Source organism: Desulfosudis oleivorans Hxd3 (genome assembly GCF_000018405.1).
Classification (GTDB): domain Bacteria; phylum Desulfobacterota; class Desulfobacteria; order Desulfobacterales; family Desulfosudaceae; genus Desulfosudis; species Desulfosudis oleivorans.
Map to the genome: position 1 here is coordinate 3,234,230 of NC_009943.1, position 16,490 is coordinate 3,250,719.

General features: G+C 57.7%; 8 protein-coding genes and 4 tRNA genes. 8 read left to right on the forward strand and 4 right to left on the reverse strand.

Annotation, left to right across the window (positions count from 1 at the left end; genetic code table 11):
* Positions 1-56 precede the first annotated feature (56 nt).
* Positions 57-2,162: an SH3 domain-containing protein gene (locus tag DOLE_RS13800; RefSeq protein WP_041280584.1), complete on the forward strand. Its 2,106-nt coding sequence runs from the start codon at positions 57-59 to the stop codon at positions 2,160-2,162.
* Here the strand turns inward: DOLE_RS13800 and DOLE_RS13805 are convergent.
* The 3 genes from DOLE_RS13805 to DOLE_RS13815 form a co-directional block, all read right to left on the reverse strand.
* Positions 2,159-6,292, reverse strand: coding sequence for a hypothetical protein (locus DOLE_RS13805; RefSeq protein ID WP_012176104.1), 4,134 nt, complete (start codon positions 6,290-6,292; stop codon positions 2,159-2,161). The two genes, DOLE_RS13800 and DOLE_RS13805, sit on opposite strands and share 4 nt — an antisense overlap.
* A gap of 238 nt (positions 6,293-6,530) precedes the next feature.
* Positions 6,531-6,607, reverse strand: a tRNA-Pro gene (locus DOLE_RS13810).
* 102 nt (positions 6,608-6,709) lie between these two features.
* Positions 6,710-7,456 (reverse strand): N-acetylmuramoyl-L-alanine amidase, encoded by a 747-nt coding sequence (locus tag DOLE_RS13815; protein WP_041280585.1) that lies wholly within the window; start codon positions 7,454-7,456, stop codon positions 6,710-6,712.
* A gap of 154 nt (positions 7,457-7,610) precedes the next feature.
* Between DOLE_RS13815 and DOLE_RS13820 the strand changes: the two genes are divergently transcribed.
* The 7 genes from DOLE_RS13820 to DOLE_RS13850 all read left to right on the forward strand — a co-directional run bounded on the left by DOLE_RS13820 (position 7,611) and on the right by DOLE_RS13850 (position 13,778).
* A tRNA-Leu gene (locus DOLE_RS13820) sits at positions 7,611-7,697 on the forward strand.
* Positions 7,698-7,798: 101 nt separating this feature from the next.
* Entirely contained in the window at positions 7,799-9,130 is a 1,332-nt protein-coding gene (gene tig, locus DOLE_RS13825) for a trigger factor (protein WP_012176106.1), read from the forward strand.
* A 27-nt stretch (positions 9,131-9,157) separates the two neighbouring features.
* Positions 9,158-9,775: an ATP-dependent Clp endopeptidase proteolytic subunit ClpP gene (clpP, locus tag DOLE_RS13830; RefSeq protein ID WP_012176107.1), complete on the forward strand. Its 618-nt coding sequence runs from the start codon at positions 9,158-9,160 to the stop codon at positions 9,773-9,775.
* A gap of 2 nt (positions 9,776-9,777) precedes the next feature.
* Complete coding sequence (gene clpX / locus DOLE_RS13835) at positions 9,778-11,031, forward strand: ATP-dependent Clp protease ATP-binding subunit ClpX (protein WP_012176108.1); 1,254 nt, start codon at positions 9,778-9,780, stop codon at positions 11,029-11,031.
* Between the two features lie 63 nt (positions 11,032-11,094).
* On the forward strand, positions 11,095-13,530 hold the full coding sequence (gene lon / locus DOLE_RS13840; RefSeq protein WP_012176109.1) for an endopeptidase La: 2,436 nt from the start codon (positions 11,095-11,097) through the stop codon (positions 13,528-13,530).
* A gap of 71 nt (positions 13,531-13,601) precedes the next feature.
* Positions 13,602-13,677, forward strand: a tRNA-Val gene (locus DOLE_RS13845).
* Positions 13,678-13,700: 23 nt separating this feature from the next.
* A tRNA-Asp gene (locus DOLE_RS13850) sits at positions 13,701-13,778 on the forward strand.
* 63 nt (positions 13,779-13,841) lie between these two features.
* On the opposite strand, the gene clpB is transcribed toward DOLE_RS13850, so the two are convergent.
* On the reverse strand, positions 13,842-16,430 hold the full coding sequence (clpB, locus tag DOLE_RS13855; RefSeq protein ID WP_012176110.1) for an ATP-dependent chaperone ClpB: 2,589 nt from the start codon (positions 16,428-16,430) through the stop codon (positions 13,842-13,844).
* Positions 16,431-16,490 lie beyond the last annotated feature (60 nt).

The window sequence follows — 16,490 nt, forward strand, 5'->3', positions numbered from 1 at the left end:
ACAAGAATCATCACATATAGGGACTTCACCCGGATACGGGAGCCAGAAGAGGGCACATGCGGATAAACCGGCGCAATGGAGTGTGGGGCCTGCTGTATTTTTTTATGATATGGGGTGTTCCCTTCTTTACAATGGCCGCGGACACCGCAGGCAGGCAGCAGGCCGTTGAGATTCAATCCACCGTGCCGGTGCTGAATATCAGAAGCCGGCCCGGCCTGAATGCCGGGGTCGTGGGGAAACTGACCGCTTCGGAAACATCAACGGCCCTGGAAGTTCTGGAAAAGTGGGTCAAAATCCGCAAATCCGATGGCACGGAAGGGTTTGTGTTCAAAGAATACACCGCCGTCATACAACCGGAACAGGCGCCTGAAGAGGCGTTGATGCCGGACCCGCCTTCAGAGAAACCCGTGTTGCTCACCGCCACCGTGCCGGTGCTGAATATCAGAAGCCGGCCTGGCCTGAATGCCGATGTCGTGGGGAAACTGACCGCTTCGGAAACATCGACGGTCCTGGAAGTCCTGGAAGCGTGGGTCAAAATCCGCAAGTCCGACGGCACCGAAGGGTTTGTGTTCAAACAGTATGCCCGCCTGTCAGAGCGACACCCGGAAAAACGCTCTGCCGATCAAAAAACGAATAAAGGTTCGGATGCCGGCACTTTGCAGGAAGACCGGCTGGCCGGCGCGGACACCGACGGCACCGGTGATCCCGCCCTGGATGATGTGCTTTCAGGGTTTGATGATGGCGGGACATCCGCTGATGGCCTGGACGGTGTTCTGGCAGGGTTTGACGGCGATGGGGAAACTTCCGGCGACCTCGGCGATGTACTGTCCGGGTTTGAGGACGAGACATCTTCGCTTGAGCTTGACGCCGCGGACACAACCGCCTCTCCCTGGGATGTGGGCGGTTCGGTAAAGCTCTCCACTGTCTTTAACGTCAACCATGATCCCCCTGAACCCGGCTGGACCGATCACCGCGGCCTGTCGCGCATGCGATCGGAACTTGACCTGCAAATTGATCGGGATATTTATCACTCCTGGAAGGCTCGCGTCAGCGGCCGGGCGTTCTATGATTTTGCATACGCCATCCAGGGCCGTGACAACTACACCAGCCAGGTGCTGGACGTGTATGAAGACGAGGCTGAAATCCGGGAGGCCTATGTGCAGGGCTCTCTTTTGCCGTCCCTTGACCTGAAGGTGGGCCGCCAGATAGTGGTCTGGGGACGGTCGGAGAACTTTCGTGTCACTGATGTGCTGAATCCCGTTGACAGCCGCACCCCCGGCCTGGTGGATATCGAAGACATTCGCCTGCCGGTGTGCATGACCCGGCTGGATTATTACACAGGCGCCTTTTCCATCACCGGCATTGCCATTCCAGAAATCCGGTTCAACAAAATGCCGGTGGTCGGCAACGACTTTTATCCCTTAAACGAAGCCCAGCCCGGCGAGGTAGTGCCCAGTCCGAGCCTTGCCAATACAGAACTGGCAATGGCGATAAAAGGCATCTTTCACGGGTGGGACGCGTCTTTATACGGCGCCTATCTGTTTGATGACGACACTTACTATGAACTGCTGGGCTATGAATACACCCTCGTGGATACCATTCCGCTGCCCGGGGGCGGGACCCAGCCGGTTTATGAACAGGATATTGTGGCCGTGCGCCGTCATGCCAGGCTGTACATGGTGGGCGGGGCCGCCAATGTCACCACCGGCAGCTGGCTTTTCAAGACGGAGCTCTCCTATACCGATGGTTACCGGTACACCAGCACGGAGGATGAAAAAGGGAAGTTGAGGTGGCTGGTCGGCCTGGAGTATTCAGGCCTGAAAAACACTACTGTTTCCCTGGATCTTTTACAAACATGGGTGGACGACTTTGAGCCGGCCATGAAAAAGATGCCGGACTACGCCGTGGAAACACAGTTCGAAGCAGCCCTTCGGGTCTCCCGGACCTTTCTGCGTGAACGGCTTGAGCTGGTCTTTTTCGGCCTTTTAAGGGGCGGCCAGGGAGAAGACGGCGCCTTTGAGCGCCTTTCCGCGTCTTATGATTTTACCGACCGCCTCACCGGCGGCATCGGCGCCCTCTTCTACCAGGACGGTGACAGCATCACCTATGACAACATTCACGACAACAACCGGGTGTACGCGGACTTAACTTACAATTTTTAATACGTCTGCCCCCAGAAAAGAACCCGGTTGCCCCCCAGCACGTTTGCGGTGTCAGACACCGCAAAATCAGAAGGGGCGCGAAGAAGCGGGAAAATAACCCATTCCCAGTAAAACCCCATGGCGTCGCCGGTATCCGGCTGGCCATCACCGTTGCTGTCCACAACGGCAAACAGGTAGACCGCGTCCATGGAAAAATCGCCGGCGGGAAATGACGGGTCAGAGGGGTTGGGATGCACACCGGCCTGATCCCGCAGAATTTTTAAAAAATCCATCTCGTACCAGTAGTTAGTGTCTGCCTGCACAACGGCGGAGTCAAGGCCGACGACATAATCCAGGTCAAAGGTGTTGCCGGTGGGCTGAAATCCGCTGCCGCCGTTGACCCCCTGGCTGGTGATGGCCCCGAAAATAAGATCATCTCCTGTACCGCAGTTGCCATTACAGTTGATCTGAAAAAAGACCGACGCATCGTGGTCGTAATACCGCCGGTTCACGGCAAAGGACCAGTCCGCCTGGCCGGGATCCACAATGTTATCCCCGGTCTCAAGGGCCATGCCGAACTCAAGGCTGCCCGTGTTCATGTAGATGCCCAGCAGATCCACTACCGGTGTTAAAACCGGGAACCCGTTAAAGTCCTGGTCCCAGAGCGCCAGAATGGTCACCCGGTCACCGGGTGCCAGGGCAGTGCCGGACAGGTCAATATCAAAGTCGATGGCCCCGGCGTCAAGCCTTTGGAAATAACGGATGGCGGACATGTCCGGCTCGGACAGCCCGTCCTGCTCGTCTGTAATAATAATATAGATCGGCGGTGCGTCCGCGTCATATCCATCCGGCGGCTCAATGCTGCCGGTGACCCACATGTTATACCCCCCGGGCTGAGGGATGGTCGTTGACATGGAGATTCCAACATCCGTGGTCGCCGCTGTCATGCCGCCGGTGATGGTGACAGGGGCGGGCATGCCGTTCTCATCCGCGTGATATCCGACAATGTCATCCGGGCCGGCCGCGCCGTCATCGTCCGCGTCCAGAAAGGCAATGACATGTACATTCTCGATGGGCACATCATACCCGTACGGCAGAATGGGAAGCGTATAATCCAGGGGAAAAGAGACATCGGTGTAGGTCGTGTAGCCGATCACACCGTCCGGGTCCAGTTCGGAAAAATCCAGTGAATTGACAGGTTCCGCATACGCCACAATGGTCAGGTCATGACCGTTTTCGCAGGTAACCGCTCCACCGTCGCAGACGACCGTGCCGCCGATTTCAGCTTCAAAATTGTACACCGCCCGGTTGATATCAATGTCAATTCCCGGGTTAGAACCGTCCTCCAGGACAACGGTAAGCGACTGAACGCCGGTTGAATAAAAACCGACCACGTCCCCGGGCGTGAGTTCCGGAAAACAGCCCCCGTAATCCCGGTCCCACAGGGCAAATACCATCACCTCGTCTCCCGGGACAAAACGGGTTCCGGAAAGGTCCAGTTCATAATCCAGTTCACCGGCGGGAATGGTTTTAAAGTAATCCACCGCCGCCAGGGTACTGCCGCCGGACAGCATGACAGCCGGATCGGCCACCGCCACCACCACCGGTTCATCGGCCCGGTTCTCGCCTCCAGGCGGCAGGGTGACGCTGCCGGACAGGGTGATGTCCCATCCGCCTGCCCCGGCAATCTCACTGATAAAGTAGATGGGAACATCTGTTTGCGGGGTCATGCCGTCTACAATCGTGATACACCTCGGCATGCCGCCGGCCGCATCGGCATGGCTCCCCAGAATGTCACCGGCATCAATCATGCCGTTATCGTTGATGTCCAGAAACGCCACCACATGGACGTTTTCAATGGGCACGTCATAGCCGTACGGCAGAATGGGAAGCGTGTAAGTCAGGGGAAAAGCCGTACCGGCATATGTTTTAAATCCGATAATGGCGTCCGGGTCCAATTCATCAAAGTCCAGGGAGGTGATGGCCCCGGCATAGGCCACAACCGTAATATCATGCCCGCCGTCACAGTCAAACAGGCCGCTGTCGCAGAAAACGGTGCCGCCGATTTCCGCCTCAAAGTCAAACACCTCGCGGGTGATCGTGATATCAATCCCTGGAGTGTCACCGTCGGCCAGTACAACGGAAAACTGCTGGCTGCCTGCATCCGCGTAAAACCCCACCCAGTCCCCCGGGTTTACATCGGGAAAGCACCGGTTAAAATCCCGGTCCCACAGGGCCGTCACCATCACCGCGTCGCCGGGAGCAAACCGGGTGGATGAAAGGTCCAGGGTAAACGCATATTCGCCGGGGGATAGTATCTGAAAGTAATCAAAGGCGTCAAACCCGCCACCGCCGTCACCCATGGCGCCGGGATCGCCCACGGCCAGCACCACCGGCATGTCCGCTGTGTTTTCCCCGCCAAACGGCATGGTGATGCTGCCCGAAATCGTGATATCGCTGCCGGCGGCCGAAGAACTCACCGTCTGCATCATGTAAATAGGAAACCGGTCTGTTGCCGGTGCCATGCCGTCATATATCGTCAGGCAGTCCGGCATGGCGTCAGCGGACGCGGCATAGCTGCCCACCACATCCCCGGTATTGACCTCTCCGTTGCCGTCAACATCCAGAAACGCCACCAGGTGAATATTTTCAATGGGTACGTCATACCCGTAAGGCAGAATGGGAAGGGTGTAATCCAGGGGAAAAGAGACGTCTTCATAGGTTTTAAAGCCGATCACACCGTCCGGGTCCAGCCCGGTAAAGTTAGACGAGGTGATGGGTTCCGCATAGGCCACAATCGTAATATCATGCCCGCCCTCACAGTCAAACAGGCCGTTGTCGCAGAAAACGGTGCCGCCGATCTCGGCCTCAAAGTCAAACACCTCGCGACTGATCCTGATATCAATCCCCGGATTGTCACCATCTGCCAGCACAACGGAAAACTGCTGACTGCCGGCATCCGCGTAAAACCCCACCCAGTCCCCGGGGCTTACATCGGGAAAGCACCCGTCAAAGTCCCGGTCCCACAGGGCCGTCACCATCACCGCGTCGCCGGGGGCAAACCGGGTGGATGAAAGGTCCAGGGTAAAATCATATTCGCCGGGGGAAAGCATCTGAAAATACTCAAAGGCATCAAGCCCGCTCTCGCCGTCGTTCATGGCGTCGGGATCGCCCACCACCAGCACCACCGGCATGTCCGCTCTGTTTTCCCCGCCAAACGGCATGGTGATGCTGCCTGAGACCGTGATGTCGCTGCCGCTCGCCGGGGCATTGACCATCTGCATCATGTAAACGGGAAACCGGTCTGTTTCCGGTGTCATGCCGCCGGTTATCGTCAGGCAGGCCGGCATGGCATCGGCGGACGCGGCATAACTGCCCACCACATCCCCGGCATTCACCTCGCCGTTGCCGTCAACATCCAGAAACGCCACCAGGTGAACATTTTCAATGGGCACATCATACCCGTACGGCAGAATGGGAAGCGTGTAATCCAGGGGAAAAGAGACGTCTTCATAGGTTTTAAACCCGATCACACCGTCCGTGTCCAGCCCGGTAAAGTCCGACGAGGTAATGGGTGCCGCATAGGCCACGATGGTCAGGTCATGTCCGCCCTCACAGTCAAACAGGCCGTTGTCGCAGAAAACGGTGCCCCCGAGTTCCGCCTCAAAGTCGAACACCTCGCGGGTGATGGCGATATCCAGGTTTCTGTTCTGGCCCGCCCTGAGGGTATAGGCGGTGTCAAAGGATTCCGGCGGCAGGTAAAACCCCAGAAAATCCCCGGTATCCAGGGCCGGGGAATCAGAAAAATTGTTGTCAATAAACGCGATCAGGTGAACGGTTTCCCCCGGCGACATGCCCAGCAGCGAGACATCCATGCGATAGCGGTTGTCCGCGTCCACGGGCTTGATATCCACCACCACGGATTCGGGGTCATTCTCCAGTTGTTCCATGTCCGCTGTCTTTGCCGCTGCCACAAAAATCGGCCCGCGCCGCTCACTTCCCGGGATGGCGGAGGCATCCACCTGCCCGCTCAGCACAATATCCGGTGAAGCGGCATCATCCGAGGTGCCACCGCCACAGCCTGTCAACAAAAGGCTGACAACAAATAACGCGCCCCACAGCGCGCGCCATGTCCCGTTTGAATGTTTCATGCTGACTCCAGGCCCGGTTTCTACATGCGGCATCCGGCCAACCCCTTCATTACCGATGGTTTTCTTCGCCTGCTTTTTGTTTGTATTATCAATCCATTGTCACTGTGTCAAACCATTTGGACAAACCCGGGCAGGGTATTGCTTTTTTGTCGGAGGCAAACAGGGGTATAAAACACGAAAATTGGTATACCGGAAGCAGGAAACCGGATGACGGGTTTTACATCGTTATTGCTGTTTTTGGTCGGGGCGGCAGGATTTGAACCTGCGGCCCCCTGCTCCCAAAGCAGGTGCGCTACCAGGCTGCGCCACGCCCCGACAGGGTTTTAAACGCCCGGCCCGTCTCCCCTTCGAACCCGGCGAAAAAAGACAAAGGGTTGTTTAACACACCACGGCCGGTTATGCAAGGCCCCGGCGGTGTCAGGGGCCGAAGAACCGGTCCACGGCGGCACAGACAGCATCGGCCAGGGCGGAGAGATAATCCGGGTCCCGGAACCGGTCCTCCACCGCCGGATGGGTGATGGCCCCAACCTCCACCAGCACGGCGGGCATGTGCATACCTGTCAGCGGCGCCAGGGGCGCCTGCCGGACAACGGCATCGCCGCTTACGGCCAGGGGGTCAAAGGACTCCCGCAGCAGGGATGCCAGGCTTCTGGCGGCATAAAACTGTTTTTCATCAACTCTGTCCCACAAACTGTAGGTATCGGCACTGCTCTCAGGAGAATCAGCAGTGGTCAGAAGGCTGTCGGGCGGCAGCCCCCTGTAAAACACGGTGATGCCGCCTGATGTGGAAGAAAAGCCGCCGCCGGCGTGAAGGCTGACAAACAGGTCTGCCTGCCGGCTGTTGGCCAGGGCCGCACGATCAACACCGTCCAGCCGGTAATCGCCGGACCGTGTCAGAACCACGCCGTAGCGCGGCTCAAGGCAGGCCGCCACCCGGCGGGCCAGGGCCAGGGTGACCTCTTTTTCCAGCAGGCCGCCGCTGCCTTCAGTGCCGGTATCAGTGCCGCCATGGCCGGGATCCAGCGCAATAATTTTGGCGGAAGGCGCATCGGCCCGAACAGGCGGGCAGAGGGCCGTTCCGGCAATGGCCACAAACCCGGCCACCAGCAGCACCGCCAGGCGCTGTTTGGCACGAAACCTAATAATTATGGCTGTTTCCTGCATATTTGCCAGCCTTTTTTCCCTTGACATAAATACCGGTTGACTTTAGAGTGTTCAGACTTTACATACTTCAATATATAGCGAATGGTACCAGAAAGGCGTGGAAAACACATCAAAAAAACAGGTTACATCACTGGTCGCCCATCGTAATTACCAGGCGAGAGTGGCGGAATTGGTAGACGCACTGGACTTAGGATCCAGCTCTGGAAACAGAGTGGGAGTTCAAGTCTCCCCTCTCGCACCACATAAGAAAAACAGTCAGTGGTTCATCCCCGCATGACGGTGAACCGTCGTGCGTCAAGGTATTTTTCTTTAAAATTTTAGAAATGGAAAAGGACAGTCAAGATGCATGTTACCGTAGAAGACCAGAGCACCATCAAAAAAGTGCTCCATGTTGAAATTCCCGTGGAGGTTGTCTCCCGGGAGCTGAACGCCGGATTTGACCAAATTCGAAAAACCGCAAAAATAAAAGGGTTTCGACCAGGCAAGGCCCCGATGTCAATGCTCAAAAGGCTTTACAAGGACCAGGTACACGCTGATGTGAGTATTCAGCTGATCCAGAGCAGCCTGCCAAACGCGATTCGGGAAAAGGCGCTCAACATCATCGGCGACCCCCAGATCAACCCGTCGGTCCTTTCCGAAGAAGGTCCTTTCACCTATTCGGCCACCATCGAAATCAAACCGGAAATCGACGATATCGATTTCAAGGGGCTGACCCTTAAAAAACCCCTCTACGCCTGCACCGACGAAGAGGTGGACCACCAGCTCACGCTGCTGCGCAAAAACCTGGCCAAGCTTCAGGACATTGCCGAACCCCGGCCCGCGCAGGAAAAAGACGCGGCCATCATCGACTACCAGGCCCGTCTTGACGGCCAGCCCGTGGCGGACCTGCCCGATGAGCAGGAATTTCACCTCAGGATCGGTTCCGGCGCCATTGACAAAACGTTTGACCAGCAGGTAGTGGGCATGACCGTTGGTGAAACCCGCACGTTCGAGGTCACCTTTCCGGAAACCCATGGAAGCAAAACACTGGCCGGAAACACCATCAGCTTTACCGTCACCCTCAAAAGTCTGAAGGAAGAGATCCTGCCCGAGCTCAACGACGAGCTGGCCGCCCAGTTCGGCCCCTTTGACTCCCTGGACCAGCTCAAGACCGAGATTCGCAAGAACCTTCAGTCCGGCTATGACCGCCGCGGCGAGCAGGAACTCCACGAACAGGTGTTTACCGCCCTGCTGGAAAAGACCAGCTTTGAGGTGCCGGAAACCATGGTGCAGCATGAACTGGACGGCATTCTCGACGAAATCGATCGCACCTACTCGGCCTACAACCTCTCCCTGGAAGCCCTGGGCCAGACCAAGGAGGCCCTTTCTGAAAAATACCGCGACACAGCGGTCAAGCAGGCCAAACGCCACCTGATTCTCAACAAGATCATCGACCAGGAAAAGATGGCGATTTCTGATGATGAACTGGCCGAAGGGTTTGAGTCTATTGCCAAAAGCATGGGCCAGCCCGCCGACATGGTCAAGCAGTACTACCAGGGCAACCCCGAGCAAATCGATGTGCTGCGGTACACGCTGCTTGAAAAAAAGGCAATGCGTATTATTATAGAGGGTAGCACCGTTGAAGAAGTGACCCCGGATCCCTCGAGCCCCGACACCGCCGGGGATCAGGCATAAATCGAATTTGTAAACAGGAGGTATACAGTGCCCTTAATTCCCATGGTCATCGAGCAGACAAGCAGGGGCGAGCGCGCCTTTGATATCTACTCCCGGCTGCTCAAGGACCGTATCGTGTTCATCGGCAGCGCCATCGACGACGAGACTGCCAACCTGCTCATCGCCCAGCTGCTGTTTCTTGAGTCGGAAGATCCGGACAAGGACATTAACTTCTATATCAATTCCCCCGGTGGAAAGGTTTCCGCCGGCATGGCAATCTATGATACAATGCAGTATATCAAATCGGACATTGCCACCGTGTGCATCGGCCATGCGGCCAGCATGGGCGCTTTTCTGCTGGCGGCCGGCGCCAAGGGCAAGCGGTTTTCCCTGCCCAACTCCCGCATCATGATCCACCAGCCCATGGGCGGGGCCCAGGGCCAGGCCTCGGACATCGCCATTCAGGCCAAGGAAATACTGAGGATGAAGGATATCCTGAACCAGATTCTGGCCCACCACACCGGCAAGCCCCTTGAGCAGATTCAGGTTGACACGGACCGCGACTTTTTCATGTCCGGAGAAGAGGCCAAGGCCTATGGCATCGTGGACCACGTGATCACCGACAGAAGTGATCTGGACAAGCTGGAAAAACCCCAGGAGGCATAATCATGAGCAAGCGTGACGAGGTCCATGAAAAGCTCATCTGCTCTTTCTGCGGCAAGACCCAGAAAGAGGTCAAAAAGCTTATCGCCGGCCCGGCCGTCTATATCTGCGATGAGTGCATTCACCTGTGCGGTGAGATCATCGAAGAGGAGTACGAGCGGGAAACCGAGGGCACCCGTGAACTGCTGGCGCCCAAGGAGATAAAAACCCTGCTGGACGACTACGTCATCGAGCAGGAGCGGGCCAAGAAGGCCCTGGCCGTGGCGGTTTACAACCACTACAAGCGGCTGGACACCTCGGTAAAAACCAGTGACGTGGAGATTCAGAAAAGCAACATTCTGCTGATCGGCCCCACCGGGTGCGGCAAGACCCTGCTGGCCCAGACCCTGGCCCGGTTTCTGAACGTGCCGTTTACCATTGCCGACGCCACCACCCTTACCGAGGCGGGTTACGTGGGCGAGGATGTGGAAAACATCATTCTCTCCCTGCTGCAGAACGCCGACTATGACGTGGAAAAGGCCCAGCGGGGCATTGTCTACGTGGACGAAATCGACAAAATCGCCCAGCGCTCCGACAACCCCTCCATCACCCGGGACGTCTCCGGCGAGGGCGTACAGCAGGCCCTGCTGAAGATCATGGAAGGCACCCTGGCCAGCGTGCCGCCCAAGGGCGGCCGCAAGCACCCGCAGCAGGACTTTGTCAAGGTGGACACCACCAACATTCTGTTCATCTGCGGCGGTACCTTTACGGGCCTGGACAAGCTCATCGAACGCCGGGTGGGAGAAAAGACCATCGGGTTCGGCAGCAAGGTCACCGGTGAGAAAGACAAAAACTACAACCAGTCGCTGCAGCTGGTGGAGCCCCAGGACCTGATCCGGTTCGGCCTGATTCCCGAATTTCTGGGCCGGTTGCCTATTATCGTGACCCTGGACGAATTGAGCGAAGAGTCCCTGGTCAAAATTCTCACCGAGCCAAAAAACGCCCTGATCAAGCAGTTTCAGAAGCTGTTTGAAATCGAAGGGGTCAACCTGCGGTTCACGGACAGCGCCCTGGCCACGGTGGCCTCCCTGGCCATGAAACGCAAGTCCGGCGCCCGGGGCCTGCGCTCCATTCTTGAAAGCTGCATGCTGGACCTGATGTACGAAATTCCCTCCCAGGAAGGCGTCAAGGAGTGCGTGATCGGCGAAGAGGTGATCAAAAAGAAGGAAGCGCCCATGCTCATTTTCGAGCAGGCCAAAAAACAGAAAAAGCAGGCATAACCCCCGTCCGGGTATGCCCCAGCTTCCGCGGACTCACATCCATACCAGACAGGCGATGACGCCATGATTCATATACCCAAGCTGTTCAGGCAGGAGGAGGAAGAGATGTCCAGCCTGAGCCTCCCCCTGTTGCCTTTACGGGACATCGTTGTTTTTCCCTACATGGTGGTGCCGCTGTTCATCGGCCGGGAACGGTCTATCGCGGCCCTGGCAACGGCGATGGACCAGGACAAGCATATTTTCCTGGCCGTTCAGACCCGGCCCGACATCGACGATCCCGGTAAAAACGATATCAAGACCATCGGCACCATCGGCACGGTGCTTCAGATGCTGCGGCTTTCCGATGGAACGGTCAAGGCCCTGGTGGAGGGCTCCGTCCGGGGCCGCATCGTCAACTTCCTGCCCGGTGAAGATTTTTTCAAGGTTGAGGTCCGCCCGGTCATTGAAACCGGCCTTCCCCTGGCCGAAGAGACCGCCTTTACCCGGACGGTGCGAGAAAGTTTTGACGCCTTTGTAAAACACAACAAGGACGCCGTGCCCCCGGAGATTCAGGCCAACATCGCGACCATCACCAATGCCTCCCAGCTGGCCGATACCATCGCGGCCCATGTGCCATTCAACATCAAGAACAAACAGCGGCTGCTGGAAGAGGCGGACCTGAAACACCGCATGACCGAGCTGTCCGGGTTCATCCGCTCGGAGATCGAAATCGCCGGCATTGAGCAGAAGATCAAGCAGCGCGTCAAAAAGCAGATGGAGCAGCATCAGAAGAACTACTATCTCAACGAGCAGATGCGGGCCATCAAGAAGGAGATGGGCGGGGACAAGGACGAGGCCGGCGAAGAGCTGGCCGAGCTGGAGCGGCGCATCAAGCGCAAAAAGATGTCCAAAGAAGGGGCCCGCAAGGCCCGGCACGAGCTGAAAAAACTGAAGAACACGCCGCCCATGTCCGCCGAACACACCGTGATCCGAAATTACATTGACTGGATCATCAGCCTGCCCTGGCTCAGCAGAAGCAAGGTAAACAACAACATTGACGCGGCGGAGACGATTTTAAACGAGGACCACTACGGCCTGGAAAAACCAAAAGAGCGCATTCTGGAATACCTGGCGGTCCAGTCCCTGGTCAAAAAGGTCAAAGGCCCCATTCTCTGCCTGGTGGGTCCGCCGGGCGTGGGGAAAACCTCCCTGGCCAAGTCCGTTGCCCGGGCCACGGGCAGAAATTTTGTGCGCATCTCTCTGGGCGGCGTGCGGGATGAGGCCGAGATTCGGGGCCACCGGCGCACCTATATCGGCTCCATGCCCGGCAAGATCATTCAAGCCCTGCGCAAGACCAGCGTGAACAACCCGGTGTTCTGCCTGGACGAAGTGGACAAGATGAGCATGGATTTCCGGGGCGACCCGTCGGCGGCCCTGCTGGAGGTGCTGGACCCGGAGCAGAACTTCGCCTTTAACGACCACTACCTGGACATGGACTACGACCTGTCCGACATCCTGTTTGTCACCACGGCCAACAGCCTGCACAGCATTCCACTGCCCCTGCAGGACCGCATGGAGATCATCAAGCTGCCCGGTTACACCGAGTATGAAAAATACAATATCGCCACTCAGTTTTTGATTCCCAAGCAGCTCAAGGCCAACGGCGTGGCCGACCGGGAGATCACCTTTTCCAAAAACGCGGTCTACACCATCATTCAGCGCTATACCCGGGAGGCCGGGGTCCGCAACCTGGAACGGGAGATATCCACCATCTGCCGAAAAATCGCACGGGAGGTGGCAAAGGGCAACGGCCACCACAGTTTCCGCATCACCGCCGGAACAGTGGCCAAATACCTGGGCCCGCCCTCCTATCATCACGGCCAGATGGAAAACGACGATCGAGTGGGCCTGGTCACCGGCCTGGCCTGGACCCAGGTGGGCGGCGAACTGCTGAGCGTGGAGACGGCCATCATGCCGGGCAAGGGAGAGCTGACCATCACCGGCAAGCTGGGCGACGTGATGAAGGAATCGGCCCAGGCCGCCGTAAGCTACGTACGGTCCCGGTCCGATCAGTTTAAAATTGATTCGGACTTTCACAAAAAATTCGACATTCACATTCATGTGCCCGAAGGCGCCATTCCCAAGGATGGACCATCGGCCGGGGTCACCATGTGCACATCCCTGGTGTCGGCCCTGACCAAGAAACCGGTCTACCGGAACCTGGCCATGACCGGCGAGATCACCCTGCGGGGCCGGGTCCTGCCCGTGGGCGGCATTCGGGACAAGATCCTGGCTGCCCACCGGGGCGGCATTCACCGGATTATCATTCCCAAGGAGTGTGAAAAGGACTTGAATGAGATTCCGCCCACCATCGCCAAAAAGCTGGAGATCATCCTGTCCGAGCACATGGACGAAATCCTGGATCTGGCCTTAAAACCGGCGGATTCAGCCGCCGGCGACCCGGCACCGCCCGTCGCGGCGGCCCAGCCGGAGAACGGCGCGAAAAACAGCGCCAACTGATAAAAGACATCCCTTTTTGTCTTGACTTTGCCACAAGGGGTTGCTAAAAGACCTTTTACGCAACACGGACAGGGCGGGTAGCTCAGTTGGGAGAGCATCGGCCTTACAAGCCGAGGGTCACAGGTTCAAGCCCTGTTCCGCCCACCATGGGCGTTTAACCTGTCAGTTCCGGGGGTGTAGCTCAGTTTGGTTAGAGCGCCGGCCTGTCACGCCGGAGGTCGCGAGTTCGAGCCTCGTCACTCCCGCCACAAAATCAAAAGGGCCTGGAGAATTACTCCAGGCCCTTTTTTGTTTAATGTCTGAAAAAGAAACTACGCCTGCCTGAAGACAATCCCGTCGCCTTCCACATCCACGGAAATGGTGCTGTTTTCCGGAATGTTGCCTTTTAATATCTCCATGGCCAGCGGGTTTTCAATGTGCTTCTGAATCATGCGCTTCAAGGGCCGGGCACCGTACACCGGGTCGTAGCCCTTTTCCGCGATAAACCGTTTGGCCGCGTCGGACAGCACAATGGAAACGCCCCGTTCGGCCGTACGCTTTCCCAGCCGCTGCACCTGGATTTCCACAATTTTCGCGATCTGGTCCCGGTCCAGGTTATGGAACACGATGATTTCGTCGATGCGGTTCAAGAACTCGGGCTTGAAGTTCTGGCGCAGCACGTCGGTGATCTGCTCTTTGACCTGGTCGGGGTCTTCGTTGGCCCGGGACATCTCCTGGATCAAGTGGCTGCCGACGTTGGAGGTCATGATCACGATGGTGTTCTTGAAATCCACGGTCCGGCCGTGGCCGTCGGTCATGCGGCCGTCGTCGAGCAGTTGTAAAAGGATGTTAAACACATCCGGATGGGCCTTTTCGATCTCATCAAACAGGACCACGGAATAGGGCCTTCGCCGCACGCTTTCGGTGAGGTACCCGCCCTCTTCATACCCCACGTATCCCGGAGGCGCGCCGATGAGACGGGCCACGGCGTGCTTTTCCATGTATTCGGACATGTCGACCCGGATCACCTGCTCACTGTCGAACAGAAACTCGGCCAGGGCCTTGGCCAGCTCGGTCTTGCCCACGCCGGTGGGACCCAGAAAGATAAAGGAACCGATGGGCCGGTTGGGGTCCTGAAGCCCGGACCGGGACCGGCGCACCGCGTCGGACACAGCGGATACGGCCTCGTTTTGCCCCACCACGCGCAGGGCCAGCCGATCTTCCATGTGCACCAGCTTTTCCCGTTCGCCCTCCATCATCTTGCTGACCGGAATGCCGGTCCACCGGGACACCACCTCGGCAATGTCTTCGGCGTCCACCTCTTCCTTGAGCATTTTTTTGTCGGCCTGAAACGCGGCCAGCTCTTTTTCGGTTGCTTCCAGTTTTTTGTTGAGTTCCACACTCTTGCCGTATCGAATCTCGGCGGCTTTTGCAAAGTCGCCCTGGCGCTCGGCCTGCTGCTGGGCCACGCCCAGCTCCTCGATCTCCTTTTTAATGCCCCGAATGGTCTGGATCATGCCCTTTTCCCGGTCCCAGTGGGCTTTTAGTTCGGCATGGTCCTCCTTGAGCCGGGCCAATTCCTCTTCCAGGGCGCCCAGCCGTTTCCTGGATTCTTTGTCCGACTCTTTTTTCAGGGCCTCTTTTTCAATTTCGGACTGAACGATCTTTCGGTGAATCTCGTCAATCTCGGCCGGCATGCTGTCAATTTCGATACGCATCTTGGAGGCGCACTCATCCACCAGGTCGATGGCCTTGTCCGGCAGAAACCGGTCGGTGATGTAGCGGTCGGACAGGGTGGCCGCCGCCACCAGGGCGGCGTCCTTTATCTTGACCCCGTGATGCACCTCGTACTTTTCTTTTAATCCCCGCAAAATGGAGATGGTGTCGGTCACGTCGGGCTCACCGGTAAACACCGGCTGAAACCGCCGCTCCAGGGCCGCGTCTTTTTCAATGTACTTGCGGTATTCGTCCAGGGTGGTGGCGCCCACGCACCGCAGCGACCCCCGGGCCAGGGCCGGCTTAAGCATGTTGGAGGCGTCCATGGCCCCTTCGCTGGCACCGGCGCCCACCAGGGTGTGCAGCTCATCAATGAACAGGATGATGCTGCCCTCGGCCCGCTCCACTTCCTTGAGCACGGCCTTGAGCCGATCTTCAAACTCGCCCCGGTACTTGGCGCCCGCGATCAGGGAAGCCATATCCAGAGCCACGATGCGCTTGTTTTTCAGGCCCTCTGATACATCTCCGGCCACGATGCGCTGGGCCAGCCCCTCGACAATGGCGGTTTTACCCACGCCCGGCTCGCCGATAAGCACCGGATTGTTCTTGGTCCGGCGGGAGAGCACCTGGACAATGCGGCGAATCTCCTCGTCCCGGCCGATGACCGGGTCCAGCTTGCCCTGCCGGGCCAGTTCAGTAAGATCCCGGCTGTACTTTTCAAGGGCTTTGTATTTTTCTTCCGGGTTCTGGTCTGTTACCCGCTGATTGCCCCGAATGTCGAGCAGGGCCTTTAGCATGGCGTCTTTGGTGACACCGTGCTGCTTTAAGATGGAGGCGGCCTTGCCCCCCTTTTCATCCAGCAGGGCGAGAAAGAGGTGGTCCACGCTCACATACTCGTCCTTCATGGACGCGGCCTGAGCAAAGGCGACATCCAGGACCGCCTTTGCCCGCCGGGAGATATAAACCTCGGCGGCCGCGCCGGAAATCTTTGGCATGGCCTCCAGGGCTTCGGCCGTGTCCCGGCGGACGGCGTCCACGGACGCGCCGTGTTTACCCAGCATGGAGGCCACGATACCGGTATTCTCCTCCAGCATGGCAAAAAGCAGGTGCTCGGGTTCGATCTGCTGGTGACCCCGGGCGCCGGCATCGGACTGGGCCGCCTGCAACAGTTCCTGTGCTTTTATGGTGAGTTTATCAAAACGCATTATTTTTACGCTCCTTTTTCCTTTTTCGCATGGTTGTCAAACATACGGATTGGAATAAAA